Origin of the sequence: Streptomyces sp. SID13031 (assembly GCF_010548305.1) — a bacterium.
Taxonomy (GTDB): Bacteria; Actinomycetota; Actinomycetes; order Propionibacteriales; family Kribbellaceae; genus Kribbella.
Window position 1 is genome coordinate 52,171 of sequence record NZ_JAAGLV010000022.1, and the last position, 24,889, is coordinate 77,059.

The window sequence follows — 24,889 nt, forward strand, 5'->3', positions numbered from 1 at the left end:
GCGACCATGACTGAGCTCAAGAAGGCCCGGCACTTGGTGATCGTGGGTGGCGGCATGGTCGCGCACCGGCTGGTGGAAGCGTTGCGCTCACGCGACGCCGACCTCGCCTGGCGGATCACCGTGCTCGCCGAAGAACCGCGGATGCCGTACGACCGGGTCGCGCTCACGAGCTACTTCTCCGGCCGCGACCCGCAGGACCTCTCCCTCGGCGACCCGGACCTGTGGGACGACCCCGCGGTCACCCTGCGCAAGGGTGTCGCGGTCGCCTCGCTCGACACCGCGTCGAAGACAGTCCGCACCACGCGCGACGAGGTCATCGAGTACGACGAACTGGTGCTCGCCACCGGCTCGTACGCGTTCGTCCCGCCGATCAAGAACAGCGACGCGGCCGGTTGCTTCGTCTACCGGACCATCGACGACGTCGCCGCGCTCCGGGTCTACGTCGAACGGTTGCGGGCCGAGGGCAAGGAAGTCGACGGGGTCGTGGTCGGCGGCGGGCTGCTCGGCCTCGAGGCCGCCGGTGCGCTGCGCGCATTGGGCGCGGCGACGAAGGTCGTCGAGTTCGCCCCGCGGCTGATGGCGCTCCAGGTCGACGAGGGCGGCGGCAGCGCGCTAGCCCGGCTGATCCGCGACCTCGACATCGAGGTGCTGACCTCCACCCAGACCACCCGGGTCAAGACCACCTCCCAGGGTGCGGCGCGAGCCATGGCTGTTGCTGATGGCAAAGACCTTCCGGCCGATGTGGTGGTTTTCGCAACCGGCGTACGGCCGCGGGATGAGCTGGGTCGCGCTGCTGGGCTGGAGATCGGCGAACGCGGTGGCGTCATCGTCGACGACGGGTGCCGTACCTCGGTACCGGGGGTGTGGGCGATCGGCGAGGTCGCGTGCATCGAAGGCCGGGTTTGGGGTCTGATCGCGCCGGGCTACGCGATGGCCGAGATCGTCGCCGACCGGCTGCTCGATGGCGAGGCGACCTTCCCCGGCGCTGACACTTCGACCAAGCTCAAGCTGCTCGGCGTCGACGTCGCGAGCTTCGGCGACGCATTCGGTGCGACCGAGGGTGCGCTCGACATCGTGTACGCCGATCCGGTGGCGGGCGTGTACAAGAAGCTCGTCCTGTCCGATGACGCTCGCACGCTGCTCGGCGGCATCCTGGTCGGCGACGCCTCGGCGTACTCGGGTCTGCGGCCGATGGTCGGCCGCCAACTCGGCGCCGACCCCGCGTCGTACCTGCTGCCTGAGGGATCCGCGCCGACGCAGCTTGAGCTGCCGGACGATGCGCCGGTGTGCTCCTGCAACAACGTTGCCGCCGGCACCATCCGTTGCGCTGTCCGCGACGAAGGGTGCGGCGACCTGAAATCGCTGTGTGGCAAGACGAAAGCGGGCACCAGCTGCGGCTCGTGCCTGCCGATCGTGAAGAACCTGTTGAACGCCGAGTTGGCCGCGGCGGGTGTCGAGGTGAGCAAGGCGCTCTGCGAGCACTTCGCGTTGTCGCGGGCCGAGCTGTTCGACGTGGTACGGGTGACCGGGCTGCGGACGTTCAGCGAGATCGTCGAGCGGCACGGGTCCGGACGCGGTTGCGACATCTGCAAGCCGGTGGTCGCGTCGATCCTGTCCAGCCTCGACCCGGCCGGGCACGTTCTCGACGGCGAGCGCGCGACACTGCAGGACACCAACGACCACGTGATGGCCAATATCCAGAAGGACGGCACGTACTCCGTCGTCCCGCGGATCCCCGGCGGCGAGGTGACGCCCGAGGGGCTGATCGTGATCGGTGAGGTCGCGCGCGACTTCGGGCTGTACACGAAGATCACCGGTGGGCAGCGGGTCGATCTGTTCGGGGCGCGGATCGAGCAGTTGCCGGCGATCTGGAAGCGGTTGGTCGACGCCGGGTTCGAGTCGGGGCATGCCTATGGCAAGGCGTTGCGGACGGTGAAATCGTGTGTCGGCTCGACTTGGTGCCGGTACGGCGTCCAGGACTCCGTCGGGATGGCGATCGCGTTGGAGTTGCGCTATCGCGGGCTGCGGTCGCCGCACAAGCTCAAGCTCGGCGTCTCGGGGTGTGCGCGCGAGTGCGCCGAGGCGCGAGGCAAGGATGTCGGCATCATCGCCACCGAGAACGGCTGGAACCTGTATGTAGGAGGCAATGGTGGGATGACGCCCCGGCATGCACAACTGCTGGCCTCCGACCTTGGTGACGAACAGTTGCTGCAGGCAATCGACCGTTTCCTCATGTACTACATCCGCACCGGCGACCGGCTGCAGCGGACGGCCGTCTGGATCAACGAGATCGAAGGCGGCCTGGATCACGTCCGCGAAGTCGTGCTGAACGACAGCCTCGGCATCGCGGCCGACCTGGACGCGGCGATGACCGCGCACGTCGACTCCTACGTCGACGAGTGGCAGGCGACCTTGCAGGACCCGGAGAAGCTGGCCCGGTTCGTGTCGTTCGTGAACGCACCCGACCAGCCCGACGCCGACCTGCGCTATGTGGTCGAACGCAATCAACCGCGGCCGGCGACCCCGGCAGAACGCGGGCAACTGGAACCGGTCCTGCTCGCCGGTCCCCGATTGGAGGTACGCCGATGACCCTTTCGACGACAGCGGTGGTGGTGTGCGGGTACGACGCGCTGCTGCCGGAACGCGGTGTCGCCGCCCTGATCGGGGAGCGCCAGATCGCCCTGTTCCGTACCTACGACGGAGCGGTCTTCGCACTGGGCAACCAGGATCCGGTCAGCGGCGCGAACGTGATGGCGCGCGGCATCGTCGGCAGTCGCGGTGACGTGCCGACGGTGGCGTCGCCGATGTTCAAGCAGGTGTACGACCTGCGGACCGGGGTGTGCCTGGACGATCCCTCGCTGACCTTGACGGTCTATCCGGTGCGGGTCGTCGATGGACAGGTGATCGTCGGTGACTAGGCCGGGTCCGCTGAGCGGCTGCACGATCGCCGTCACCGCGCACCGCCGGGCGGATGACCTGATCGCGTCGTTCGAACGCCGGGGCGCGAAGGTGCTGCACGCGCCGACGCTGCAGATCGTGCCGGCCGCCGACGACCAGCCGTTGCTCGAGGCAACTCGGCGGGTGATCGCCAACCCGCCGGACGACGTGATCGTGACGACCGCGGTCGGGTTCCGCGGCTGGATCGAGGCGGCGGACACGGTCGGGCTGGCGGCCGATCTGCTGAGCACGCTGGAGCAGGCGCGGCTGCTCGCCCGTGGCCCGAAGGCGCGGGGTGCGATCCGGGCGGCCGGGTTGGTCGAGCACTGGTCGGCGCGCTCGGAGACGACGGCGGAGGTGGTCGAGTGGTTGCGCGACCAAGGGGTGGTCGGGCGCAAGATCGTCGTACAGCTGCATGGATTGTCTGATCCGGCGTTGCAGGACGCTTTGCGTTCCGTGGGCGCGTCGGTGCGGGGGCTGGAGGTGTATCGCTGGGGGCCGGCCCCCGATCCGGCCGCTGTCGAGCGAACGATCGGGCAGATCTGTGCCGGCGGGGTGGATGCCGTCGTGCACACGTCGGCGCCGGGCGCGCAGGCGCTGCTGGACGCGGCCGCGCTGAACGGCCAGTACGACGCCCTGGTGTCGGCGCTGCGAACCGGCCGCGTACTGAACGCCTGCGTAGGCCCGATCACCGCAGGCCCGTTCTTGACTCTCGGCCTGGACCCCCTGGTCCCGGACCGCTTCCGCCTGGGCGCCCTGATCCGCATAGTCACCGACCGTCTCACCGACGACAACGCCCGATCGATAGAAACCGCCTTCGGCCAACTGGTCATCCGAGGCGGCGCCGCAGTCCTGGATGGCGTTGTACTTCCGCTCGGTCCTGGTCCCCGAGCGGTCCTGGCTGCCCTGGTCGCTGCGGGCGGCGACGTAGTCTCCCGCCCCGACCTACTGGCGGTACTTCCCGGTGCGGAGGACGTTCACGCAGTAGAAGTCACCGTCAACCGTCTCCGTACCGCGGTCGGGCGCCCGGAGTTGGTCCGCACCGTCGTCCGCCGCGGCTACCGCCTGGCCGTCGAACCGGTAGGAGCGTCCACATGAGAGCGAGCCCCGGGCGGCACTCTTCGGCGTCGTTCGCACCCGACTCATCGCGCGACGGCGCGCAGCGCGGTGGTGCGTTCGGTGGTGCGGTGGATTTGGTGGCGGCGGCGCATGGGACTGCGGATCCTCGGGGTATTCGTGAGGTGCATGCATTGGTTCGTCTGATGGCGGAGCAGCGGCCCGGGGTGCCGATCTCGCTCGGCTTCGTCGACGTCGACCTGCCGGCGTTGCCTTCGCTGATCGACCGGGTTGTTGCTGATGGCAAGCAAGCAACGTCCTGCTCTCCCGCGTCAGGGGCGCCCAGCGCTGTGGTGGTGCCGTTGTTGTTGAGCAGTGGATATCACACGGCGGTGGATATCGCGCGCGAGGCGGATCGGCGGCCGTACCAGGTACAGGCTGCTGCGGCTTTGGGGCCGGATCCCGCGTTGGCCGACGTGCTGGTCGATCGGCTGCTGGATTGTGTCCGCCTGCGGGGGATCGATCGGGTGGTGCTCGCGGCGGCCGGGTCGTCGGATCGGCGGGCTCTGCTCGACTGCTCGGCGACCGCGGCGCTGTTGTCCGAACGGATCGACCGGCCGGTGGAGATCGGGTACGTCTCCGGCGCCGGTGAACGGCTCGGGCCGGTTCTCGCCCGTAGTACCGGGAAGGTCGCGGTCGCCACCTACTTGCTGGCGCCCGGGTTCTTCGCCGACCGCGTGCGGTGGATCGCAGCCGGCCGGCCCGTCAGCGCGCCGCTGGGCGCCGACCCGCGGATCGCGGCGCTGGCCCTGCATCGTTATGACGTTGCCAGGAAAATGTCGGTGGTGGCCGTCTAACCTTTGGCGCGTGGGGATCTTCGACAAACTCAGCCGCCGTACGTGTGGCAGGCGCGGCTGACTGAGCAGCAGACGTGGACCGGGCCGACGGACGCGGACAAGGTGGCGGCCGCGTTCGCCGAGCTCGACGCCGCCGGAGTGATCGCCCGGATGAACTTCACCTGCTGCCAGACCTGTGGCGTCGCCGAGATCGACGACGAACGCCCCACCGACCGCCCCTCCTCGGGCTACGTCTTCTTCCACCAGCAAGACAGCGAACGCCTGGCCGACAACGGCGCCCACCTGTACCTCGCCTACGGCGCCCTCGACCCGATCCGCGGCCAGGTCGCCGACCAGGACACCGAGATCGGCCGCCAGATCGAGCACGCCCTCCGCGCCCAGGACCTCCCGGTCACCTGGACCGGCTCCTCCGACCAACGCATCGCGATCGGCCCCCTCACCTGGCACCGCCGCCTGCCCGCCTAGCCTTCTATGGCGGGCCTGTAGGTGGCGATGATGACACCGGTGGTCGTGGTGACGGAGTCGGTGAGCTCCAACGCTCGGTGAGTGGTGAGGAGCCGCCGCCCGCTGCCCAGCACCAGGGGATGGATGAGCAGCTTGTACTCGTCGATCTGGTCCTGGATGGAGTCGATCAGCACACCGCTGCCAAGGATCAGCAGGTTCTGCTCCTGCTTGAGCTTGGCGACGTCCTCCACCCCGACAACGGTCGAATTGGCCCAGGACAGCGGCTCGGCGAGCGTCGACGACACGACGTACTTCCGCTGCCGATCGAGCGCCTCGGTATAGGGATTCGGCGGCTGCTTAGGCCAGAACTCCGCAAAGTCCTCGAAGGTAACCCGCCCAAGCAACAAGGCCGCCGGCTCCGCGCCGTCATCAGCCAGCACCCTCCCCATCGCGTCCTGGCTATAGGGAGTAGCCCACCCGCCATACCGAAACCCGTCCCGCGTGTCCTCATCGACCCGCCCCGGCGCCTGCATCACACCATCCAGCGTCACATTACAAAGAACCACAACCCTGCCCATAACCAGCTCCTCCGCTCGTCGACCTCTCACCACCTACACGAACGGCATGAGCTCAGATCGACAACCAACGACCCCACGCCTGCACGGCGGCGCCGGAACACGGCATTCGCGGTCGTTGGTGTGTGGTGCAGGTCCGGGGCGCTGGACAACCGGCTCCGCAGTCGCCCGGAACTCGCCAGAGTTAAGCCATCCCGGTAGCGATCGAGGTGCTATGGGAGCGAGGCTGGAGCTCGGCCGCCGGTCCGCATCCGGCTCATGAGGCTGGGCGTCACCGTCGCGGACTGGACGCGAGACGGGCGAAAGCCCCCATCGGAGAGGGGCCCTTGGGCCTCCCGGCCGGCGCGCGACCGGCTCGTGACGCTGGGCGTCACCTCGTGAACGGGACGCGGGACGGAGGAGAAAGAACCCCGCACCGTGGAGAGGTACGGCTAGGTGTCCGGGCCAACCTAGGTGCGGCTGACGCCGTCAGCCCGTCGTGCTGCTACTGATCGGCAGGTCATGGTGCCGGCCTCGGACCGCCATCACACACTAACCTCGCCGCCGTCTGGTCGGGCAGGCTCACGGTGGCGCGGGAATGCGGCGCTCGCGGGCGTTGGTGTGTGGTGGCGGTCCGGGAGTTCTTACTTGGTGCGGAGGGTGTTGAGGTCGGCTTGGCAGCGGGCTTCTACCTCGGCTAGTTCGGCGAGGGTTTCGTCGATGTCGCGGCGGCGTTGTTCGAGTTCTGCGCGGCGGGTGGTGATCTGGTTGAGGAGGTAGGCCAACTGGCCCGCTTCGCCTGGTTCGGCGTCGTACATGTCGACGATGGTGGCGATCTCGTCGAGGCTGAAGCCGAGGCGTTTGCCGCGCAGGATGAGGCCCAGGCGGACCTTGTCGCGGGCGTGGTAGACGCGGACCGTGCCGCGGCGTTCGGGGGTGAGCAGGCCGCGGTCCTCGTAGAAGCGGATCGTGCGCAGGGTGACGTCGTACTCGGCGGCCAGTTCGGCGATGGTCCAAGTAGCTGATTCGACGGGCACCGGAATATTGTGCACACAGGCCATCGTGCTTTACGTTTACGTAAGCGTCAATCACAAGAGGCCTGGGAGCTGGCATGTCGTACGAGCTGTCCGAAGAGCACCGCGAGTTCGCCCACAGCGTGCGGGACTTCGCCCAGGCCGAGATCGCGCCGCATGCCGCGGAGTGGGACCGCAAGCACTACTTCCCGGTCGAGGTGGTCCACAAGATGGGCGCGCTCGGCCTGTTCGGGCTGACCGCGCCGGAGGAGTTCGGCGGGTCCGGTGGCGACTTCACCAGCCTGTGCGTCGCGATCGAGGAGATCTCCAAGGTCGACCAGTCGATGGGCATCACGCTCGAGGCGGCGGTCGGGCTCGGGATCAACCCAATCCTGACCTTCGGTACCGACGAGCAGAAGAAGCAGTGGCTGCCCGACCTGATCGCCGGGCAGAAGCTGGCCGGTTTCGGCCTCACCGAGCCCGAGTCGGGGTCCGACGCGGGCGCGACCAAGACCAAGGCCGTACTCGACAACGGCGACTGGGTGATCGACGGCTCGAAGCAGTTCATCACCAACTCCGGCTCCAGCATCACGTCGCTCGTCACCGTGACGGCCCGGACGGGTGAAAAGGCGGATGGGCGCCCCGAGATCTCCACGATCATCGTCCCGACCGGTACGCCGGGATTCGTGGCGGAGGCGTCGTACGACAAGCTCGGCTGGCACGCCTCCGACACCCACCCGCTCTCGTTCGCGGGCTGCCGGGTCCCCGAGGCGAACCTGCTCGGTCAGCGCGGCAAGGGGTTCGGCCAGTTCCTCGCCACCCTCGACGACGGCCGGGTCGCGATCGGCGCGGTGGCGCTCGGCTGCATCAAGGCGTGTCTGGAGATGTCGGTCCAGTACGCCGCTGAGCGCAAGACGTTCGGCGTACCGATCGGTCAGAAGCAGGGGGTCGCGTTCCAGATCTCCGACCTCAAGGTGATGGCCGACGCGGCCGAGCTGCTCGTGTACCGGGCCGCGGCGCTCAAGGACGCCGGCGCTCCGATGAAGGAGTTCAAGCAGGCCGCCGCGGTCGCGAAGCTCTACTCGACCGAGGCCGCCGTCACCGCGACCCGGATCGCCACCCAGGTCTTCGGCGGCTACGGCTTCATGGAGGAGTACCCGGTCACCCGGTTCTACCGCGACGCCAAGATCCTCGAGATCGGCGAGGGCACCTCCGAGGTCCAGCGCATGCTGATCGCCCGCGGCCTCGGCCTCCCCGTCGAGTGACAGGCTTACGTCCGAAGAACTGTTGTAGACGTCCCTCCGCTTCTTCGGACGTAAGCAAGGTAGAAAGGGCGTTATGAGCAGGGATCACTGGACCGAGTTCAAGGTCGCGCGCGAGGCGACGCTGGCACCGCCCGAGAAGGCGGCCGCGAAACTCGAGAAACAGAACAAGCTGTACGTCCGGGACCGGATCGCGCTGCTCATCGACGAGGGCAGCTTCGTCGAGGACGCCCAGCTCGCCAACGCGCTCAACCCCGGCCTGCCCGCGGACGGTGTCGTCACCGGCCGTGCGCTGGTCGACGGCCGGCCCGCGCTGCTGGTCGCGAACGACCCGACCGTCAAGGCCGGCTCGTGGGGGGCCCGCACGGTCGAGAAGATCGTCCGGATCACCGAGGTCGCGTTGCGTGACGAGCTGCCGATCTTCTGGCTGATCGACTCCGCCGGCGCCCGGATCACCGACCAGGTCGACCTCTTCCCCGGCCGACGTGGCGCGGGCCGGATCTTCCACAACCAGGTCGCGCTGTCCGGCAAGGTGCCGCAGATCTGCTGCCTGTTCGGCCCGTCGGCCGCGGGTGGCGCGTACATCCCGGCCTTCTGCGACCTGGTGATCATGGTCGACGGCAACGCCTCGATGTACCTCGGATCGCCGCGGATGGCCGAGATGGTGGTCGGCGAGAAGGTGACGCTGGAGGAGATGGGCGGCGCCCGGATGCACACCAGCGTCTCCGGTTGCGGCGACCTGCTCGCCAGCGACGACGCCGAGGCGATCGAGCTGGCCAAGCAGTACTTCTCCTACCTGCCCGGATCGTGGCAGGCCCAGCCGCCGTCGTACGACGCCTCGCCGGCCGGCCGCGATTTCACCAGGGATCTGGTGCCGGTCGAGGAGAGCGTCGGGTTCGACATCCACGACGTGATCGACGCGATCTCGGACGCGGACACCTTCTTCGAGATCAAGCCCGCGTACGCGCCCGAGCTGGTCGTCGGGTTCGCGCTGCTGGCCGGTCAGGTGGTCGGCTTCGTCGCGAACCAGCCGGCCGTCAAGGGTGGCGTGCTGTTCGTCGACTCGGCGGACAAGGCCGCCCGGTTCATCTGGTTGTGCGACGCGTTCAACGTGCCGCTGATCTATCTGTGCGACGTACCGGGCTTCATGATCGGCTCGGAGGTCGAGCGGGCCGGCATCATCCGGCATGGCGCGAAGATGATCACCGCGGTGTCGGAGGCGACCGTTCCGACGGTGTCGGTGATCGTCCGGAAGGCTTATGGCGCGGGGCTCTACGCGATGTGCGGGCCGGGCTTCTCGCCCGACGCGTGTATCGCGTTGCCGACGGCCAAGATCGCCGTGATGGGTCCGGAGGCCGCGATCAACGCGGTCTATTACAACAAGATCCAGGAGATCGCCGACGAGGTCGAGCGGGTCGAGTACGTCTCCAAGCTCCGCGAGGAGTACGAGACCGATATCGACATCCTCCGGCTCGCCGCCGATCTGGTGATCGACGCGATCGTCGAGCCGGAGAACCTGCGCGACGACCTGATCGCCCGGCTCGCCGCGGCCCAGACGAAGAACCGTCACTTCAGCACCAAGCGGCACGGAGTACCGCCGGTATAACCGCCGGCTGCCCGAACTCTGGACGCGCTGTTCGGTCCGGGGGCGGGCGATGTGATCCAGTGGGCAAATGACTTCGAAGGATTTTGCCGATCGGCTCCGCAGCCGCGAGGCCACTCTCGGGTACTGGGTGATGCTGGACGCGCCCGCGGCGACCGAGCGGATCGCGCTGACCGGGTACGACTACGTGGTACTGGACGGTCAGCACGGGCTGATCGACCAGCGGGGGTTGCTGGACGGGCTGATGGCGATCGATGCCGCAGGCAACGGTACTGCGGGGCTGGTGCGCGTCGAGGCGAACAACGAGACGCCGATCGGGCGAGCGCTGGACGCCGGGGCGGCGGGGGTGATCGTGCCGCTGATCGACACGGCCGAGGATGCGTTGCGGGCTGTGCGGGCGGCGCGCTATCCACCGGTCGGCGTACGGTCGTACGGGCCGGCGCGGTCGGGGTTGCGGATCGGCCCGGTTCCCGCCGAGGCCGACGCGGCGACCGTCGTACTGGCGATGATCGAGACTCGGCAGGGGCTGGAGAACGTCGCCGGGATCTGCGCGACGCCCGGGCTGGACGGGATCTACATCGGGCCGTCTGACCTGCGGCTGGCGATCGGTGGCAAGTATCCGGGGGATCCGGACGTTGCCGAGACGTTCGACGCCGCGGTGGCGTTGATCGCCCGCACTGCGGCCGCGGCGGGAGTTGCCGCGGGCATGCACACGCACAGCGGCGCCGAGGCACGCCGCTTGCTGAGCGAAGGCTTCACCTTCGCCTCAGTCTCCTCCGACCTGGACCACCTCCAAGCAGCAGCCGCTGCCCATTTGGCGGCGGCGCGCGCCTGATGGCCGGGGCTGCAGCACACACCAATGCGCGAATCTGGTGTATCCAGTGGGCGAGCTGAGCGTGCGCCGGTCGGCCAACGCAAGGTTGGTGTGTGGTGGCGGTCCGGGGTGCTCAGAGGACTCCGGCGAAGGGGTCGTCTAGGGACTGCCAGTCGAGGGTGGCTAGTTCGGATTCGGTGAGTAGGCAGTTGTCCAGGATTGTTTGCAGGCGGGCGGGGTCCAGGCCGACGCCGGTTGCGACGACTGTGCACTCGGCTAGGTGTTCGGTCTCTGACCACTCGCCGAGTGTGCCGAGGGAGGCGCTGTAGCCGGCTGACTCCCAGCGCACTCGCTGGGTCGGTCGGTTGGCCAGCCAGACGATGCCCCGGCTGCGGACGACGCCGTCGACGATGTCTTCCAGAGCTTCGTTGAGGCGCGCGGGGTGTAGCGGGCGACTTGAGCGCCAGAGGACCGTGGTGACTCCATCGCCACTTGGTTGCAGCCGGGAGTCGGCCGCCAGTTCGCCGGCCCACGCCTCCGCCGCCTTGAAGTCGAAAAACCCGAGCCGCGCGACCGCCGCGACCGGTACGCCGCTGGGGTCGGCGTTGACGACCATGGTCCGCGGGTTCAGGTGCTGGAGCAGGTGGTGCAGCCGCTCCGGCGCCTTGCCGCGATGCGCGTTCGCGAGCACGCAGACATCCGCGTACTCGATCTGCCGTGCGGTCAGCTCAGCCACGTTTCGCCGGTCGGGAAGCCCGAGCGCGAGCCCACGCTCGGCCAGCAACTCGTCGCCGGACAACTGCTCGACCAAGAGCACGGCGTCGACCACACAGGTCACCGTGTCGACCCGGACTTCGGGCATCGTCGCGACCAGAGCACTCGCGAGTGACCGCGCCTCCATCGCCGGCGGAGCGGCCAGTACTACGTGTTGCCAGTGCCTGCGCGCGACCAGCGTCTCCAGGAGTGGCAGGAGCGACTCGATCAGCTGGCAGGCGCCGCAGTCGTCGTCGGCGCCGAACTCGCCCGCGTCGATCTGACCGCTCTGGTCGAACACCCTCCAGGTCAGCACTCCACGACCGAGGAGCTCGTCCTGATCCACCACGACGGCCACTGTGGTGGCGTCGACCATGGCGTCCAGTACGGGCTCCCGAAGCGTCGTCGAGAGTCCGGTCAGCAGGGTCAACGGGGTCTTCCGAGGGGCGGCCATACCCCCACTATATGAAAACCGTTTTCATCAGTAAAGAGCTGGGGGTGCACCACTTCTTCGTCCGGACCGGGAGATTTCCGCGCAGTGCCGGGGATTAGTTGCTCTAAATCCATAGTGCGCCCCGGCGGACACTCTCGCTCGCCTTCCGCGCGTCGTCAGGCGGCCCCGAGCAGCTCGTCGAGCGTGCGCCAGAAGTGCAGGATCGGCTCGGCCAGCGGCGGCAGGTGCTGCGTCAGCAGGACGGCGGTCACGCCGTGGTCGGGGAAGTTGTACCAAGTCGTGCCCAGCCCGCCTCCCCAGCCGTAGCGACGCGGGAGGCCAGGGTCGAGGCGGACCTGTACGCCGTGCCCCCAGCCCTCGCCGTCGAGGAAGATCGCCGCAGACGGGCCGTTGCGTTGCTCCTCAGTCAGCTGGTCAGTGCTCAACTCGGCGATGGCTTCCTCGGTGAGCAGCCCCGCGCCGCCATCCAGCAGCAGCCGCCCGAACCGCAGATAGTCCGTTGCCGTCGACACCAGGCCGCCAGCCGCGTGGGGGAACACCGGCGGCGCCAGCCAGTCGCTGTCGTCAGTACCGTCGAACAGGACCGGCCCGTCGTCACCGCTCATGAAGCACGGGATCAGCCGGTCGCGCGCGTGCTCCGGTACTGCGAAACCCGTGTCGGTCATACCCAGCGGTTGGAGCAGGCGCTCAGCCATCAACCTGGGCAGCGGCATCGCGGCGGCACGCGCGAGCAGGACCCCGAGGACCGGGTACGCGAGCTCGTACCGCCAATGACGACCGGGTTGCTCCATCAGCGGGAGAGTGGCGAACTGCTCGATCCACTCGTCTGGGGTGTGCCGCACCCCCGACGGCAAGGGCGGACCCATTCCGAGACCGCGGGCGACGGCAAGCTCGGCGACCGGGCAGGAGTCCACCTCGAAGGCGAACCCGAACCCGAGCCGCATGGTCAGCAGATCCTCGACCGTGATCTCCTGCTCGGCCGGAACGGTGTCGTCGACCGGACCGTCCAGCCGACGGACCACCCGGCGATCGGCGAGCTCGGGAAGCCAACGGGTAATCGGATCGGTCAGCGCCAGCACGCCGTCCGCGGCAAGTTGGTGCGTGAGGGCGGCTGTGATCGGCTTGGTCATCGAGCTGATCCGGACGACCGCGTCCGGCCGCAAAGGCCCGCCATCCGGTCCGGTGCGCCCGACCGCCTCGACCCAGTCGCCCGCCGTGGAGCTGATCGCCATCACGGCACCGGGCAACGCACCGGACGCGACGAACCCGGCCATCGCCTTGCTGAGAACCAACTGCTGATCAGGCGTCATGGTGCCAAGGTAGCCGAGGCTCCGGACACTTTCGCCTGGCTAGCTGGTCGCGCTCGTGTAGCGGCGGAGGCCCGCTCGCCAAGCCAATCCGGTCACCGCGCAGGCAGCGCCGGCGACGCCGAGAGCAACCGGTACTGCGACCAGCCCGCCTCCGCGCGCCAGCACGTCGACGGGCACGGTTGCGATCAGGGCGACCGGGAAGACGTACGTGAAGATCAGCTGCAGCGGGGCCCCATACACCTGGACCGGATACCGGGCGAACTGCCAGATCGCCTCGTAGACAACGTCGAAGCTGAGGCCGAGAGCCCAGAAGACGACGGAGGCGAAGAGCACCCGGGTCGCCCACATCGTGACCGTGGCCGCGAGCAACAGGGCCAACCAGGCCAGCGTTCCCACCAGTGTGATGGCGATCGCGGCGTGGGTGAGGCCGAAGACGACTATCCCGAGGCCGAGGGCGACCTGGATCAGGGCGAGCGGTGCGGAGGTACCGAGGCTGGCCAGCAGGATCGTCGGTGCGGGCTGGAGCAGCAGCGCGTCGAAGCGGCCGTTCTTGATCTGCTCGCCGAACCACTGGAGATTCGGTTCGACCAAGGCTGCCCGGAGTCCGTTGATGGTCTGGAAAGTGCCGAGCAGGGCGATCGCCTCGCCTGCGGACCAGCCGCCGAGCGAGTCCGTCCGGGTGTAGACGACACCCAGCGCGGCCAGCGAGGCCGCCGCCGCGACGATGGTCACCACGAGCTCGAAGAGCAGGTCGGCGCGGAACGTCACGCTGCGCCGGACGGACAGCGAGAACAGCGTCCCGAAGAGTTTGACGGTCTTGAGCATCTCAACCTCCGACAGCAGTGAAACGACGGACACCCAATCGCCAGACGAGCGTCGCCAGCGCAGTCAGAACGACCAGCCAAGCGACCTGTACGCCGTACGTGGCCGAGACGCTCGAGAGGTTGCCGGCGGCAATCTCGGCCGGGGCGCCGAGCATCGACCAGAAGGGGAGGAGTCGGCCGACCTCCTGCAGCGGCTCTGGCAGGAAGGTCAGCGGCGCGGCCGTACCGCCGAGCAGGAAGATCAGCGTCTCGCCCATGCCCACGGCGCCGTGCGCTCGCTGGGTCCAGATGGCCGACAGCGCGAGCGTGTACGTGAAGGCGAAGCGAATCGCGGCCGCGAGCAGGATGGCTGGGATTGCCAGGAGAAGGTCCGTGGCCGTCAGGTGCACGTCCGCGAGGAGCCCGACGATCAGGATCAGGGGGAGTCCGAACAGCAGGTGCCAGAGTCTGATGGCGAGGTTGGTCGCGAGTAGGTCGATCACGACCGGCCGCGGCTTCACCAACTCGGCCGCGAACTCGCCGCCGTAGATGTCGTTGGCCAGCGTGTGGTGCTCGTACGAGACGGTGAGTAGTTGCACGGCGAGCAGGACTACGTAGTACGAGGTGATTCCGGAGTCGCCGGGCAACGCTGATGACCAGACGAGGAGGCCGAGCAGCGGGGTGACCGCCTGCCCGACCACGAGCGTGATCACGAAGGAGCGCAGGCTCCACCACTGCACTGAGCTACGCCAGATGCCCAGTCCGAGGAGGCGGATGATCCGGTCCGCCTGTGCGACCGCGGTCACCGGTTCCCGTCCCGGTCGAAGTAGTCGAGTGACGCGAAGTCGCCGTCGTAGCGGACGCGGCTGTGCTCGATCAGGATCACTCGCCGGCACAAGGCTTCCACATCGGCCAGGTAGTGGCTGGTCAGCAGGACGGTCGCGCCGCTCTGGACGGCGTACTCGGCGATGAATCGGCGGAGCGAGGCCGACGCCGTGACGTCGAGGCCGATCGTCGGCTCGTCCAGGAAGAGCACTTTTGGCCGGTACACCAGGGTGATGGCGAGTCCGGCGCGCATCCGTTCGCCCAGGCTCAATGCGCGGACCTGCCGGTCGAGCAAGGAGCTGAGGTCGAGCAGCTCGACCAGCTCGTCGAGGTTGGCGCGGAACTCGGGTTTCGGTACCTCGTACAGGAGCTGTTGGTAGCGCAGGGAGTCCATGACGGTGAGCTCGGCCGGGCCGCCGATGGGTTGGCTGCCGCGGACCAGCGCGATCTGCTTGAGGTATTCGTGCTGCCGGCGCCAGGGGACGTGGCCGAGCACGCGAGCCTCGCCGACGGTCGGGTGCAGGATGCCGGACAGGATCTTCATCGTGGTGGTCTTGCCTGCTCCGTTGGGCCCGATGAAGCCGACGACCTCACCGGCCTGGAGGTCGAAGGACAACTCGCTCACGGCCTCGATGTGCCGGTACTGCCGGTGGACGACGGAGCGCAGGGCGGCTCGGAGTCCTGCCTCGCGGACGGGGGCTCGGTAGGTCATACCCAGGCCTTTGACAGATACAGCTGGTCTCATGCACCTCAAACTAGGAGGTTGATGCAAGATGAAGGGTTATGGAGGAGATCACGCAGGAGGATGCTCTCGAGGGGGATGAAACCCTGCGTTGGCGGTTCAAGCAGCAGGACTACCTGAGGCCCGTCGACCTGGCCCGGATGGCCGGTTTGGGGGTCACCCAGATCCGGACGTACGAGCGGGTGGGCTTCCTCCCGCCGGCCGAGCGGGGCGAGAACGGCTATCGCCGCTACACGCCCGACCACGTCGAGGCGCTGCGCGTCGCGAGGATCCTGATCGCGGGCTATGGCTGGCAGAACGCGCTCGACGTGATGCGGGCCGTGCACTCCGCTGACAGGCTTCAGGTGTTCGCCCTGGTCAACGCCCGGCATACGGCGCTCGATGGGCAACGCGCCCGGATCATGGTCGCGCTGGAGACCACTGAGGCCGTACTACGCCGCCCGGCTGAGGCCAAGCCGGCCCGCGACCGGCCGTTCGTGCAGATCCAGGAGGCGGCGCGGACCGTCGGCGTACGGGCATCCGCCGTGCGGTTTTGGGAGCGGGAAGGGTTGTTGCAACCACTGCGGCAGGCGTCGACCGGGTATCGCCTGTATGACGCGGAACAGTTGGGGCGGCTCAACGTCGTCGCGTTGCTCAGGGACGTCGACTATCGCTTCGACGCGATCCGCGAAGTACTCGATGAGCTTGCCGTCGGCCGCCCCGACCAGATCCGGCGTGCGCTCGAAGGGCGGCTCGAGACGCTGAATCGCACGTCCTGGGATTGCATCGCCGCGACGGCCGCACTACACGGTTATCTGGCGAGCGGGGCTACTCGCGGCCGGACGAGATGAAGGACGGATCGTGCCAGCGGGCGCCGGTGACCTCGGCGGCGATCGGCTCCAGTACTGCGAGCTCGGAGTCGTCGAGGGTGAGGTCGAGGGCCTTGAGGTTCTCCTCGACGCGGGTGCGGCTACGAGTGCCGGGGATCGGTACGACGGAGGTCTGCCAGACCGCCGTGCGCTGGTGCACCCAGGCGAGCGCGACCTGCGCCACCGTGGTGTTGCGGACCGCGGCGATCTTCCGTAGCGGCTCGAGCAGTGCCTGGTTGGCCTCGCCGTTGGCGCCCTGGAAGCGGGCCATCGTGTTGCGGACGTCGTTGGCGGCGTTCGGGTCCACCTGGTTGACGCCGGTCAGCAGGCCGCGGCCGAGCGGCGAGTAGGGCACCATCGCGATGCCTAGCCGGGCGGCGGTCGGTACGACCTGGTTCTCGATGTCGCGGCTGAACAGCGACCACTCGGACTGGACGGCCGCGATCGGGTGGATCGCGTGGGCGGCGGCGAGCTCGTCGCCGGTGACCTCGCTCAGGCCGAGGTGCTTGACCTTGCCCGCGGCAACGAGCTCGGCCATCGCACCGACCATGTCCTCGAGCGGTACTTCGGGATCGCGGCGATGCATGTAGTACAGGTCGATCTCGTCGACGCCGAGCCGTTGCAGGCTGGCGTCCGCGGAGGTACGGACGTAGTCGGGGTCGTTGCGGATGTCCAGCGTTCCGTCCTCCAGGCGGCGAAGCCCGAACTTGGTGGCGATCACCAGCTCGTCGCGATGCGCTGCGAAGAACGGGGCGAGGAAGCGTTCGTTGTCGCCGAATCCGTAGGCGTCGGCGGTGTCGAAGAGGGTGACGCCGAGCTCGAAGGCGTGCTCGAGCGTCGCCCGGGCCTCGGTCAGGTCCGTATCGCCGTAGGCGACGCTGATGCCCATGGCGCCGAATCCCTGGGCGCTGACGACCGGGCCGTCGGTGCCGAGCTGAAGTTTGCGAAGTGTGCTCATGTCTTCAATCCGACCATCGGCGGGCGGCCGACCGTTAGAACGATGGTCGCGCATCCTTGCCTGATTCTGCTTCTGGTGAGACTCGGGGTGCGAAGGGGTGTTTCAATCGGAGGCATGGCCCGACTGGATGAGTTGCGTGCGCTGATGGCGCGGCACGCGCGGGCGGACTGGGGTTCGGAGATCGACGGTGTGATGATCTCGCACTCGGACCACCCGACCCCGCCGACGGCGTCGATGACCGGGACCGTGCTCGCGGTGATGGCGCAGGGGCGCAAGACGCTGGCGCTGGGCGACAAGGTGTTCGACTACCAGGCCGGCCAGTTCCTGATCTGCTCGGTGGACATGCCGATCACCGGCCGGTTCACCGTGGCCAGCCCGGATGAGCCGGCGCTGAGCTTCGGATTGCAGTTGGAGCCGGCCGAGATCGCCGAGTTGTTGCTGCGGGCGGGGTTGGCGGATCTGCCGCCTTGCACGAAGGGCCCCTTGCCGGGGCTCGCCGTGTCCGAAGCGCCTGACGAGTTGCTGGACGCCGTAGTACGGCTGCTGCGGTTGCTGGATCATCCGCGCGACCGCGAAGTACTGCTGCCGTTGGTCAAGCGGGAGATCCTCTGGCGCCTCATCACCGGCGAGCAGGGCGCGATCGTCCGCCAGCTCGGTCTCGCCGACAGCAGCCTCAACCAGGTCTCCCGGGCGGTCAGGTGGATCCGCGACCACTACCGGGAGTCGTTCAAGGTCCAGGATCTCGCCAGTACGAGCGGTTTGAGCGTCTCCGCTTTCCACCGCAACTTCCACGCGGTCACAGCGATGAGCCCGATCCAGTTCCAGAAACAGATCCGCCTCCAGGAGGCCCGGCTCCTGCTGGCCACCCAGCCCAACGACGTCACCCGGATCAGTTTTGCGGTCGGCTACGACAGTCCTTCCCAGTTCTCCCGCGAGTACCGCCGCCAATTCGGCACTGCACCCAGCCAGGACGCCGCCCAACTCCGCAGTTAACAGTTAAGGGCCTGGAGGGTTCCGTGGGTTGGGGATGGTAACTAGTGTGCGGACTATGCCGGAGCTGGTGGAGCAGGCGGATAGTGAGTTCGCGCGGGTTCTTCGCGGGGCCATCAGGGCTCGTGGTTTGGGGCTCGAGCGGATTCGGGATCGGCTGCGGGGGCAGGGCGTTTCGGTGAGCCTGGCGACGCTGAGTTATTGGCAGTCGGGGCGCTCGCGGCCGGAGCGACGGGATTCGCTGGCGGCGGTTCAGTTGCTGGAGAGTGTGCTGGAGGTTCCGGCCGGGACGTTGGTGGAGTCGCTGGGGCCGCCGCGGCGGCGGGGGCGCTGGTTGAGCACCGTGCCGGTACCGCCGGAAGTGGCCGCGTACTGGGCTCGGCCGGATGCGGTCGAGGACGCGGTCAGCGGGGTCGACATCAAATGGGACGAGCGGCTGACCAGGATCAGTCAGCACGATCGCGTGTTCGTCGGTCCCGAGGGCGGTGAGCGGTCCTATCACTCTCGCCAGGTACTGCGCGCGGAGGCGGACGGGCCCGATCGCTGGGTGGTGATCATGCATCTCGACGAGCACGATCGCGCGTTGCCCGAGATCCGGCCGTTGCGGCATTGCCGGCTGGGTCGCAAGGTACTTCGTCCCGCGGACGGGTTGCTCGTCGCCGAATTGCTGTTCGATCGCCCGTTGCGCAAAGGCGAGACGGTGATCACCGAACACGAGCTGGTGAATTCCGCGCCTTATCCACCGGCCACGAACTACGAGCGGAAATTCCGGTTGCCGGTCCGGGAGTTCGTGCTGGAGGTCAGTTTCGATCCGGCCGCGTTGCCGATCGACTGCGTGCGCTATTCCCAGCTGGACGACGCGGACGAGGCCGGTGTCCGGATCGAGCCGCGGGAGTCGGTCCATGGCGTGGCGCTGAATTTCGGGCCCGGGCGGTACGGGTTCCGCTGGAGCTGGCCGAATCAAGTAAAGTGAAGTGTTAAGGCTATAGCCTTAACTGTGAAAAGTGTGCAGCGGATATCAGTGGCTTGAATTCGTCCCTAGGGTCGGCCCAACCTCCCCCGGAGAATTCAAGGAGAACCACTGATGAAAATGCGCAGAAAATCGGTCGCAACCGTCGGCGGAGCCGCGGTGCTGACGGCGATCGCGGCACTGGTCACCGTCGGCGGCCCGGCCAGCGCGGACCAGCAGCAGTCCGCGGCAGGCCCGCAAGCCGTTCTGCAGCAGCAAGCCGTGCTGCACCAACTGTCCGGCAAGTTGTCCCCCTCCCCGGCGCAGGCCGGCCGGTGGATCGCCGACGGCAAGTTGAATGTCGCGGTGACGACCGCGCAGGAGGCGGCCAAGGTCAAGCAGGCCGGGGCCACTCCGAAGCTGGTCAGCCGCAGCCAGGCGGACCTCGATGCACTGTTCGCCAAGGTGGACAAGATCGCCACGGCTGACCGTGCGAAGGGCTTGCAGAGCTGGGGGATCGACCCGGTCAGCAACAAGGTCGTGGTGAAGGCGCACGGTGCGTACGGCGCGCTGAGCGGACTCGGTGACGGCGTCCAGGTCGTCCAGGTCAGCACGACCTTCGAGCAGCAGGCCGGCGAAGTCCACCCGGGTGACCCCTGGTGGCCGGGCGGCGAGACGTACTGTTCCGTCGCGTTCCCCGCGACTGATGCCCAGGGCAACAAGCACTTCATCACCGCCGGGCACTGTACGAACGACGCCAACCAGGCGGCGTACGGCGCGATCAACCAGGTCAACAAGCTCGGTACGTCGAACGTCGGCGGCAGTCGCAGCATCAACGCCCGCGAAGGCGACATGGGCGTGGTGGCCGTCACCGAGAGCGGCTGGACGATCTCCCCGAACGTCAACACCTGGGGATCGCCGGCCGTCACGGTGACCGGCTCGGCCGAGGCGATCGTCGGTGACGCGGTCTGCCACTCCGGCAACACCGCGCCGAAGTGGGAGTGCGGAACCGTCACGGCGGTCAACCAGTCGATCAACTACGGCAACGTGACTGTCGACGGGCTGAGCACGACCAATGCCTGCTCCGAAGGCGGCGACTCCGGCGGCGCCTGGCTGCGCGGCAGCGAGGCTGTCGGCCTGCACTCGGGCGGCAACAGCAGTTGCGTCTCGGGCGACGCCGGCAACTCGATCTTCCAGCCGATCAAAGAGGCGCTCACCAAGTGGAACCTCACCCTGCTGACTGGCATCATTGACCCGGACGACGACGAGGCGCCGACCACGCCGGGCAACCCGCGTTCCACCGGTACGACGTCCGACAGTGTCTCGCTGGCCTGGGACGCCTCCACCGACAACATCGCTGTGATCGGGTACGACGTCTACAACGGCGGCACCCTGGCCACGAGCGTCGCCGGTACGACGGCCACGGTCTCTGGTCTGACCGCGGACACCAGCTACTCCTTCACCGTCCAGGCGAAGGATGCCGCAGGCAACAAGTCGAAGGTGAGCCCGGCCGTGACCACACGGACCCAGCCGGGTGGACCGAGCGGTGGCCGGACGTTTGCCAACGGCGCCGACTTCCCGATCCGCGACTTCCAGACCGCCATCAGCCCGATCCGTTCGACCGCGACTGGCAAGGCCGCGAGCCCGTTCAAGGTCACCGTGGAAGGCAACCACACCTGCTTGGAGGACCTGAACATCTCCGTGGTCTCCCCAAGCGGCCGCTGGTACTACCTGCAGCGCACCGGTGGCACGACCTGCCACCCGCTGCCGGCCAGCAAGACCTACACCGTGACGCCGACCGGCGCTGAGAACGCCGCCGGCACCTGGAACCTCCGGATCGGGGACAACGGCCCCGGCGACACCGGAAACCTCACCAACTGGTCGATCACCCTCTGATCACCTCCTAGGTGGAGCGCCGGCCGGCATGGGGACAGCCGGCCGGCGCCTTTCCCGTACCCCCCAACGCGCCTCCTCCATCGCCCCACCCGGCGACGTCTGAGGGGTTAACCCCCGAGATGGCTGGTTGCCCTACCCGGTGCTGAGGGGGCAACCCGCCGTCTGAGGGGTTAACCCCTGAGACGGCGCCGGGGAGCGGGCGATGGGGGAGGTGCGCGGGGAGGAAACTGCCAGCGGGTGGGGTGGGGGTGGGGGTCTGGTAGGGAAGGGGTATGACGATTGAGATCGGGACGTATGGCGGCGAGTGGGATGAGTTGCGGGGGATGATTGAGCTGGCGTTCTCGGCGCCTTGGAGTGAGGCTCAGTTGGAGACTGAGCACAAGGTGTGGGAGCGGGAGCGCAGTGTCGTCGCCACGGCCGGGAAGCAGTTGGTCGGGCATACGGGGGCCTTCTCATTCGAGCTGACCGTGCCTGGTGGGCAGGCGGCGGCGGGTGGGGTGACGATGGTCGGGGTCGTGTCGACGCATCGGCGGCGGGGGATCCTGCGGGACCTGATGCGGCGGCAACTGACCGACCTGTACGAGGCGGGGGAGCCGTTGGCCGTGCTGACCGCGAGTGAGCCGGTCATCTACGGGCGGTTCGGTTATGGCCTGGCCTCCGATCATCAGGAGGTCACCATCAAGAAGTCCTCCCGCGAGCTGCGCAAGGTCGCCGGGGTCGAGGACGTCCAGGTGCGGTTCGCCGATCCGCAGGAGTCCCTCCAGCAGACGACTGCGTTCCACAACGCCGAGGCGCTGACCCGGCCAGGGATGTTCCAGCACAGCGAGAACTTCCAGTACTACGTGACGCACGACAACGTGACGACCAGCCTGCAGGGGGCCTCGCCGCTGCGCTGCGTGCTGGCCGAGCGCGATGACGAACTGGTCGGCTACGCGCACTACCGCACCCGGCGGACCGACAAGGGTTTCGTCGACGTCGTCCGGGTGCACTCGAGCGACCTGGCCGCGCACGCAGCGCTCTGGCAGTTCCTGCTGGATCCGGACCTGCTGAGCCAGACGACATACGAGCAACTCCCGTCCGACGACCCGCTGCTCTATCTCCTCGTCGACCCGCGCGCAGCGAACGCGACGACGCTCGACGGACTGTGGGCCCGCCTGGTCGATGTCCAGAAGGCGCTCACCGCAAGGACCTACGCAGAAGACCTCGATGTCGTCCTGGGCATCGAGGACGACTTCCTCCCCTGGAACGCCGGCTCCTGGCACCTGACCGGAGGCCCAGACGGCGCGACCTGCGAGAAGACCGACCGTACGCCGGACCTCGTGCTCGGCGTACGCGAGTTGGCCACCGTCTACCTCGGCCGCCCGTCACTCGGACTGCTCGGAGCAGCAGGCCTCGTAGAGGAGCGGACCGAAGGGGCACTCGCCCTGACATCGAGGGCATTCCTGTCGGCCAGAGTCCCCTGGCTCGACACCGGGTTCTGATCCAGCCGCGAGCTAGTCTTCCGGGATGCAGCCAAGCCGTCGGAGCGCGTTGGCGGTGGTTGTCGTCCTGATGCTGGGGGTGGCGGCGATCGCGTTGGTCGTGCTGGCTTCCGCGGGCGGCAGCGTCCGGCCGTACAGCGAGAGCACCGCGTCGGCGTCACCGCGGGAGCTCCCGACCATCACGCCTGGCGCCGAGGCCGCGCCGACGGCGCCGACACCGCCGCCCAAGCGTGAGATCAAGCAGGTCGAGACGCCGGCCTGGATCCAGGTCGTCGGGCAGGCCGTCTTCTACACCGTCATGGCGCTCATCGTGCTGTTCCTGATCCGCGCGCTCTACCGGATGCTCAACAAGGTCGAGCTGCCGACCCGTGAGCGCGACGATGCCGAGTGGGAGCGGGTGAAGGTCGACCGGCTCGCCGAAGCGGTCGAGTCAGGCCTGGCCGCAGTCGACTCCGGTACTGCGAGCGACGGCGTGATCGCCTGTTGGGTGGCGCTCGAAGGCGCGGCTGCCTCGGCCGGGGTGGAGCGGCAGGCCTCCGAGACGCCGGCCGAGTTCACTGTCCGGGTGCTCGGAGTCGGTGGCGTCTCCGAACCCGAGTTGCTCCGGTTGGCGCAGCTCTACCGCGAGGCGCGGTACTCGACCCACGGCTCGAGCGAAGCGGCCCGTACGCAGGCCCGGGCGACCCTCGTCCGGCTACGGGACGAGCTAGCGGCGGCGATCGCCCGGCGTACCCCCGTCGAGTCGGTGCAGGACTCCGAGGTGCCCGCACCATGAAGCAGCGACTGGGGTCGTTCAACAGGCTGCTGGTGCAGCATTTGCTGGTCGCTGTGGTTGGCAGCCTGGTACTGGTCGCGGCCTTCGGGCTCGCCGGCACTCAGCCGCGGCCGCTGTGGTTCGTCGCGATGGGCCTGGCGATCGGCTTCGGCTCGCTCGCGCTGCGATTGCTCGCGCCGGAGGTGCTGGAGTCTTCCTGGCCGGCCCGGTACGACGAGAAGCTGACGGCCCGGCGCGGCCGCAACAGCGACAACCGGACCCAGTTCCTCGCGACCTGGGTGCAGGAGTCCGACCGGGAGCGGAGGGCCGGCGAGGGGTCGATGACCTTCATCCGCCGGATCCGCCCGCTGCTGCTCGAGCTCACCGTCGACCGGCTGGTGCACCGGCACGGCATCGACCCGGAGCTGGAGCCCGAGCGCGCCCGCGAGGTCGCCGGTGACCAGCTCTGGAGCCTGATCAGCGGCACCGAGGCACGGACCGCGACGTTCGCGGAGATCGAATCGGCAGTCCAGACCATCGAGAAGTTGTGAGGAACCCCGTGACTGATGAGCTGAGCCTCGGTGAGGTGTCGGCATTGAGCCGGAAGGTGCTGGACCGGGTCGGCGAGGCGGTGGTCGGCAAGGGCGACGCGCTCGAGCTGGTGCTGGCCGGGATCCTGGCCGGCGGGCACGTCCTGCTGGAGGACTACCCGGGCCTGGCCAAGACGCTGGCCGCCCGGTCGTTCGCGCAGGCGCTCGGGCTGGAGTTCCGCCGGGTCCAGTTCACCCCGGACCTGCTGCCCTCCGACGTCACCGGTGCCTTCGTCTACGACCAGCGGGACTCGCAGTTCGTGTTCCGGCCTGGCCCGATCTTCACCGGCCTGCTGCTGGCCGACGAGATCAACCGGACGCCACCGAAGACCCAGGCCGCGCTGCTGGAGTCCATGCAGGAGCACCAGGTCACAGTGGAGGGGGAGACCTTCCCACTGCCCGTACCGTTCCACGTGCTCGCGACGGCGAACCCGGTCGAGTACGAGGGCACCTACCCGCTTCCCGAGGCGCAGCTCGACCGCTTCATGCTCCGGATCGGCTTCGGCTACCCGACTGCCGCCGAGGAGTGGGAGGTCCTGCAGCGCCGGATGAGTCGCCGCTCCGAGGACCAGAAGGTCGAGCCGGTCACGGATGCGGTGGGGCTGCTCGCTGCGCAACAGGCGATCGAGACCGTCACAGTCGACGAGACCGTCGGCCGGTACTGCGTAGAGCTCGCTTCTGCCACCCGTCGCGACTCCCAGGTGCTTGTCGGAGCCTCACCGCGTGGCTCGCTCGCTCTGCTGCTCGCCGCTCGCTCGTACGCCGTCATCCAGGGGCGCGACTACGTCGTACCGGAGGATGTGAAGGCAGTGGCCATCCCTGCGCTGGCTCACCGGATCACCGTGCGGCCCGAGCTGTGGCTGCATGAGGTGACTGGTGCCACTGTCGTCCGTACTGTGCTCGGTTCGGTGCCTGCGCCGCCGACTGTTGCGGGCGCCCGGCAGTGAGTGGGCAGCAGTGAGTTGGCAGCCGACGCACGCGCAGGTCAGGGCGGTC

The 24,889-nt window shown here is 68.3% G+C and carries 24 protein-coding genes; 16 read left to right on the forward strand and 8 right to left on the reverse strand.

Annotated features, from left to right (window positions below):
• The first annotated feature begins 6 nt into the window (after positions 1-6).
• From nirB to G3I17_RS33550, 5 genes are read left to right on the forward strand one after another with little or no spacing between them, the layout of a single operon-like run.
• Positions 7-2,589: a nitrite reductase large subunit NirB gene (gene nirB / locus G3I17_RS33530; protein ID WP_239063183.1), complete on the forward strand. Its 2,583-nt coding sequence runs from the start codon at positions 7-9 to the stop codon at positions 2,587-2,589.
• Positions 2,586-2,918, forward strand: a complete 333-nt coding sequence (nirD, locus tag G3I17_RS33535) for a nitrite reductase small subunit NirD (protein ID WP_164602220.1) — start codon at positions 2,586-2,588, stop codon at positions 2,916-2,918. The genes nirB and nirD overlap by 4 nt, the downstream gene beginning before the upstream one ends.
• Positions 2,911-4,035: a uroporphyrinogen-III synthase gene (locus tag G3I17_RS33540; protein ID WP_343238505.1), complete on the forward strand. Its 1,125-nt coding sequence runs from the start codon at positions 2,911-2,913 to the stop codon at positions 4,033-4,035. The genes nirD and G3I17_RS33540 overlap by 8 nt, the downstream gene beginning before the upstream one ends.
• The gene (locus G3I17_RS33545) at positions 4,032-4,850 is read left to right on the forward strand and encodes a sirohydrochlorin chelatase (protein ID WP_164602222.1); all 819 of its coding nucleotides are present in this window, start codon (positions 4,032-4,034) and stop codon (positions 4,848-4,850) included. Before G3I17_RS33540 ends, G3I17_RS33545 begins: the two co-directional genes overlap by 4 nt.
• A 42-nt stretch (positions 4,851-4,892) precedes the next feature.
• Entirely contained in the window at positions 4,893-5,315 is a 423-nt protein-coding gene (locus G3I17_RS33550) for a hypothetical protein (RefSeq protein WP_164602224.1), read from the forward strand.
• On the opposite strand, the gene G3I17_RS33555 is transcribed toward G3I17_RS33550, so the two are convergent.
• Both G3I17_RS33555 and G3I17_RS33560 read right to left on the reverse strand, forming a co-directional pair.
• Positions 5,312-5,872 (reverse strand): dihydrofolate reductase family protein, encoded by a 561-nt coding sequence (locus G3I17_RS33555; RefSeq protein WP_164602226.1) that lies wholly within the window; start codon positions 5,870-5,872, stop codon positions 5,312-5,314. The two genes, G3I17_RS33550 and G3I17_RS33555, sit on opposite strands and share 4 nt — an antisense overlap.
• 620 nt (positions 5,873-6,492) lie before the next feature.
• Positions 6,493-6,885, reverse strand: a complete 393-nt coding sequence (locus G3I17_RS33560; RefSeq protein ID WP_343238506.1) for a MerR family DNA-binding transcriptional regulator — start codon at positions 6,883-6,885, stop codon at positions 6,493-6,495.
• 74 nt (positions 6,886-6,959) lie between these two features.
• Here G3I17_RS33560 and G3I17_RS33565 point away from each other — a divergent pair, with 74 nt between their 5' ends.
• From G3I17_RS33565 to G3I17_RS33575, 3 genes are all read left to right on the forward strand, one after another.
• Positions 6,960-8,126, forward strand: a complete 1,167-nt coding sequence (locus G3I17_RS33565) for an acyl-CoA dehydrogenase family protein (RefSeq protein WP_164602230.1) — start codon at positions 6,960-6,962, stop codon at positions 8,124-8,126.
• Between the two features lie 73 nt (positions 8,127-8,199).
• Positions 8,200-9,729: an acyl-CoA carboxylase subunit beta gene (locus G3I17_RS33570; protein WP_164602232.1), complete on the forward strand. Its 1,530-nt coding sequence runs from the start codon at positions 8,200-8,202 to the stop codon at positions 9,727-9,729.
• A gap of 67 nt (positions 9,730-9,796) precedes the next feature.
• Entirely contained in the window at positions 9,797-10,561 is a 765-nt protein-coding gene (locus tag G3I17_RS33575; protein ID WP_164602234.1) for an aldolase/citrate lyase family protein, read from the forward strand.
• A 112-nt stretch (positions 10,562-10,673) separates the two neighbouring features.
• On the opposite strand, the gene G3I17_RS33580 is transcribed toward G3I17_RS33575, so the two are convergent.
• From G3I17_RS33580 to G3I17_RS33600, 5 genes are all read right to left on the reverse strand, one after another.
• Positions 10,674-11,747: a GTP-binding protein gene (locus G3I17_RS33580; protein WP_164602236.1), complete on the reverse strand. Its 1,074-nt coding sequence runs from the start codon at positions 11,745-11,747 to the stop codon at positions 10,674-10,676.
• 155 nt (positions 11,748-11,902) lie between these two features.
• Positions 11,903-13,057 (reverse strand): serine hydrolase domain-containing protein, encoded by a 1,155-nt coding sequence (locus G3I17_RS33585; protein ID WP_164602237.1) that lies wholly within the window; start codon positions 13,055-13,057, stop codon positions 11,903-11,905.
• Between the two features lie 39 nt (positions 13,058-13,096).
• A complete protein-coding gene (locus tag G3I17_RS33590) occupies positions 13,097-13,882 on the reverse strand; it encodes an ABC-2 family transporter protein (RefSeq protein WP_164602239.1) in 786 nt (261 codons plus the stop codon).
• A 1-nt stretch (position 13,883) separates the two neighbouring features.
• Positions 13,884-14,666: an ABC-2 family transporter protein gene (locus tag G3I17_RS33595; RefSeq protein ID WP_164602241.1), complete on the reverse strand. Its 783-nt coding sequence runs from the start codon at positions 14,664-14,666 to the stop codon at positions 13,884-13,886.
• Positions 14,663-15,397, reverse strand: a complete 735-nt coding sequence (locus tag G3I17_RS33600) for an ATP-binding cassette domain-containing protein (protein WP_203591122.1) — start codon at positions 15,395-15,397, stop codon at positions 14,663-14,665. Before G3I17_RS33600 ends, G3I17_RS33595 begins: the two co-directional genes overlap by 4 nt.
• A 71-nt stretch (positions 15,398-15,468) precedes the next feature.
• On the opposite strand from G3I17_RS33600, the gene G3I17_RS33605 reads away from it, so the two are divergent.
• Positions 15,469-16,257 carry a MerR family transcriptional regulator gene (locus G3I17_RS33605; protein ID WP_164602245.1) on the forward strand — a complete coding sequence of 263 codons (789 nt, stop codon included), beginning with the start codon at positions 15,469-15,471 and terminating at the stop codon, positions 16,255-16,257.
• On the opposite strand, the gene G3I17_RS33610 is transcribed toward G3I17_RS33605, so the two are convergent.
• A complete protein-coding gene (locus G3I17_RS33610; RefSeq protein ID WP_164602247.1) occupies positions 16,235-17,233 on the reverse strand; it encodes an aldo/keto reductase in 999 nt (332 codons plus the stop codon). The genes G3I17_RS33605 and G3I17_RS33610 overlap by 23 nt on opposite strands.
• Before the next feature lie 114 nt (positions 17,234-17,347).
• Between G3I17_RS33610 and G3I17_RS33615 the strand changes: the two genes are divergently transcribed.
• The 7 genes from G3I17_RS33615 (at position 17,348) to G3I17_RS33645 (ending at position 24,840) form a co-directional block, all read left to right on the forward strand.
• Positions 17,348-18,226 (forward strand): AraC family transcriptional regulator, encoded by an 879-nt coding sequence (locus G3I17_RS33615; protein ID WP_164602249.1) that lies wholly within the window; start codon positions 17,348-17,350, stop codon positions 18,224-18,226.
• Between the two features lie 55 nt (positions 18,227-18,281).
• Entirely contained in the window at positions 18,282-19,196 is a 915-nt protein-coding gene (locus tag G3I17_RS33620) for a hypothetical protein (RefSeq protein ID WP_203591123.1), read from the forward strand.
• A gap of 111 nt (positions 19,197-19,307) precedes the next feature.
• Complete coding sequence (locus G3I17_RS33625) at positions 19,308-21,068, forward strand: proprotein convertase P-domain-containing protein (protein ID WP_203591124.1); 1,761 nt, start codon at positions 19,308-19,310, stop codon at positions 21,066-21,068.
• Positions 21,069-21,340: 272 nt separating this feature from the next.
• Entirely contained in the window at positions 21,341-22,549 is a 1,209-nt protein-coding gene (locus tag G3I17_RS33630; protein ID WP_164602251.1) for a GNAT family N-acetyltransferase, read from the forward strand.
• A gap of 25 nt (positions 22,550-22,574) precedes the next feature.
• Positions 22,575-23,324 carry a DUF4129 domain-containing protein gene (locus G3I17_RS33635; RefSeq protein WP_203591125.1) on the forward strand — a complete coding sequence of 250 codons (750 nt, stop codon included), beginning with the start codon at positions 22,575-22,577 and terminating at the stop codon, positions 23,322-23,324.
• Positions 23,321-23,854: a hypothetical protein gene (locus tag G3I17_RS33640; protein WP_164602253.1), complete on the forward strand. Its 534-nt coding sequence runs from the start codon at positions 23,321-23,323 to the stop codon at positions 23,852-23,854. The genes G3I17_RS33635 and G3I17_RS33640 overlap by 4 nt, the downstream gene beginning before the upstream one ends.
• Positions 23,855-23,862: 8 nt before the next feature.
• Positions 23,863-24,840, forward strand: a complete 978-nt coding sequence (locus G3I17_RS33645; protein ID WP_164602255.1) for a MoxR family ATPase — start codon at positions 23,863-23,865, stop codon at positions 24,838-24,840.
• Positions 24,841-24,889 lie beyond the last annotated feature (49 nt).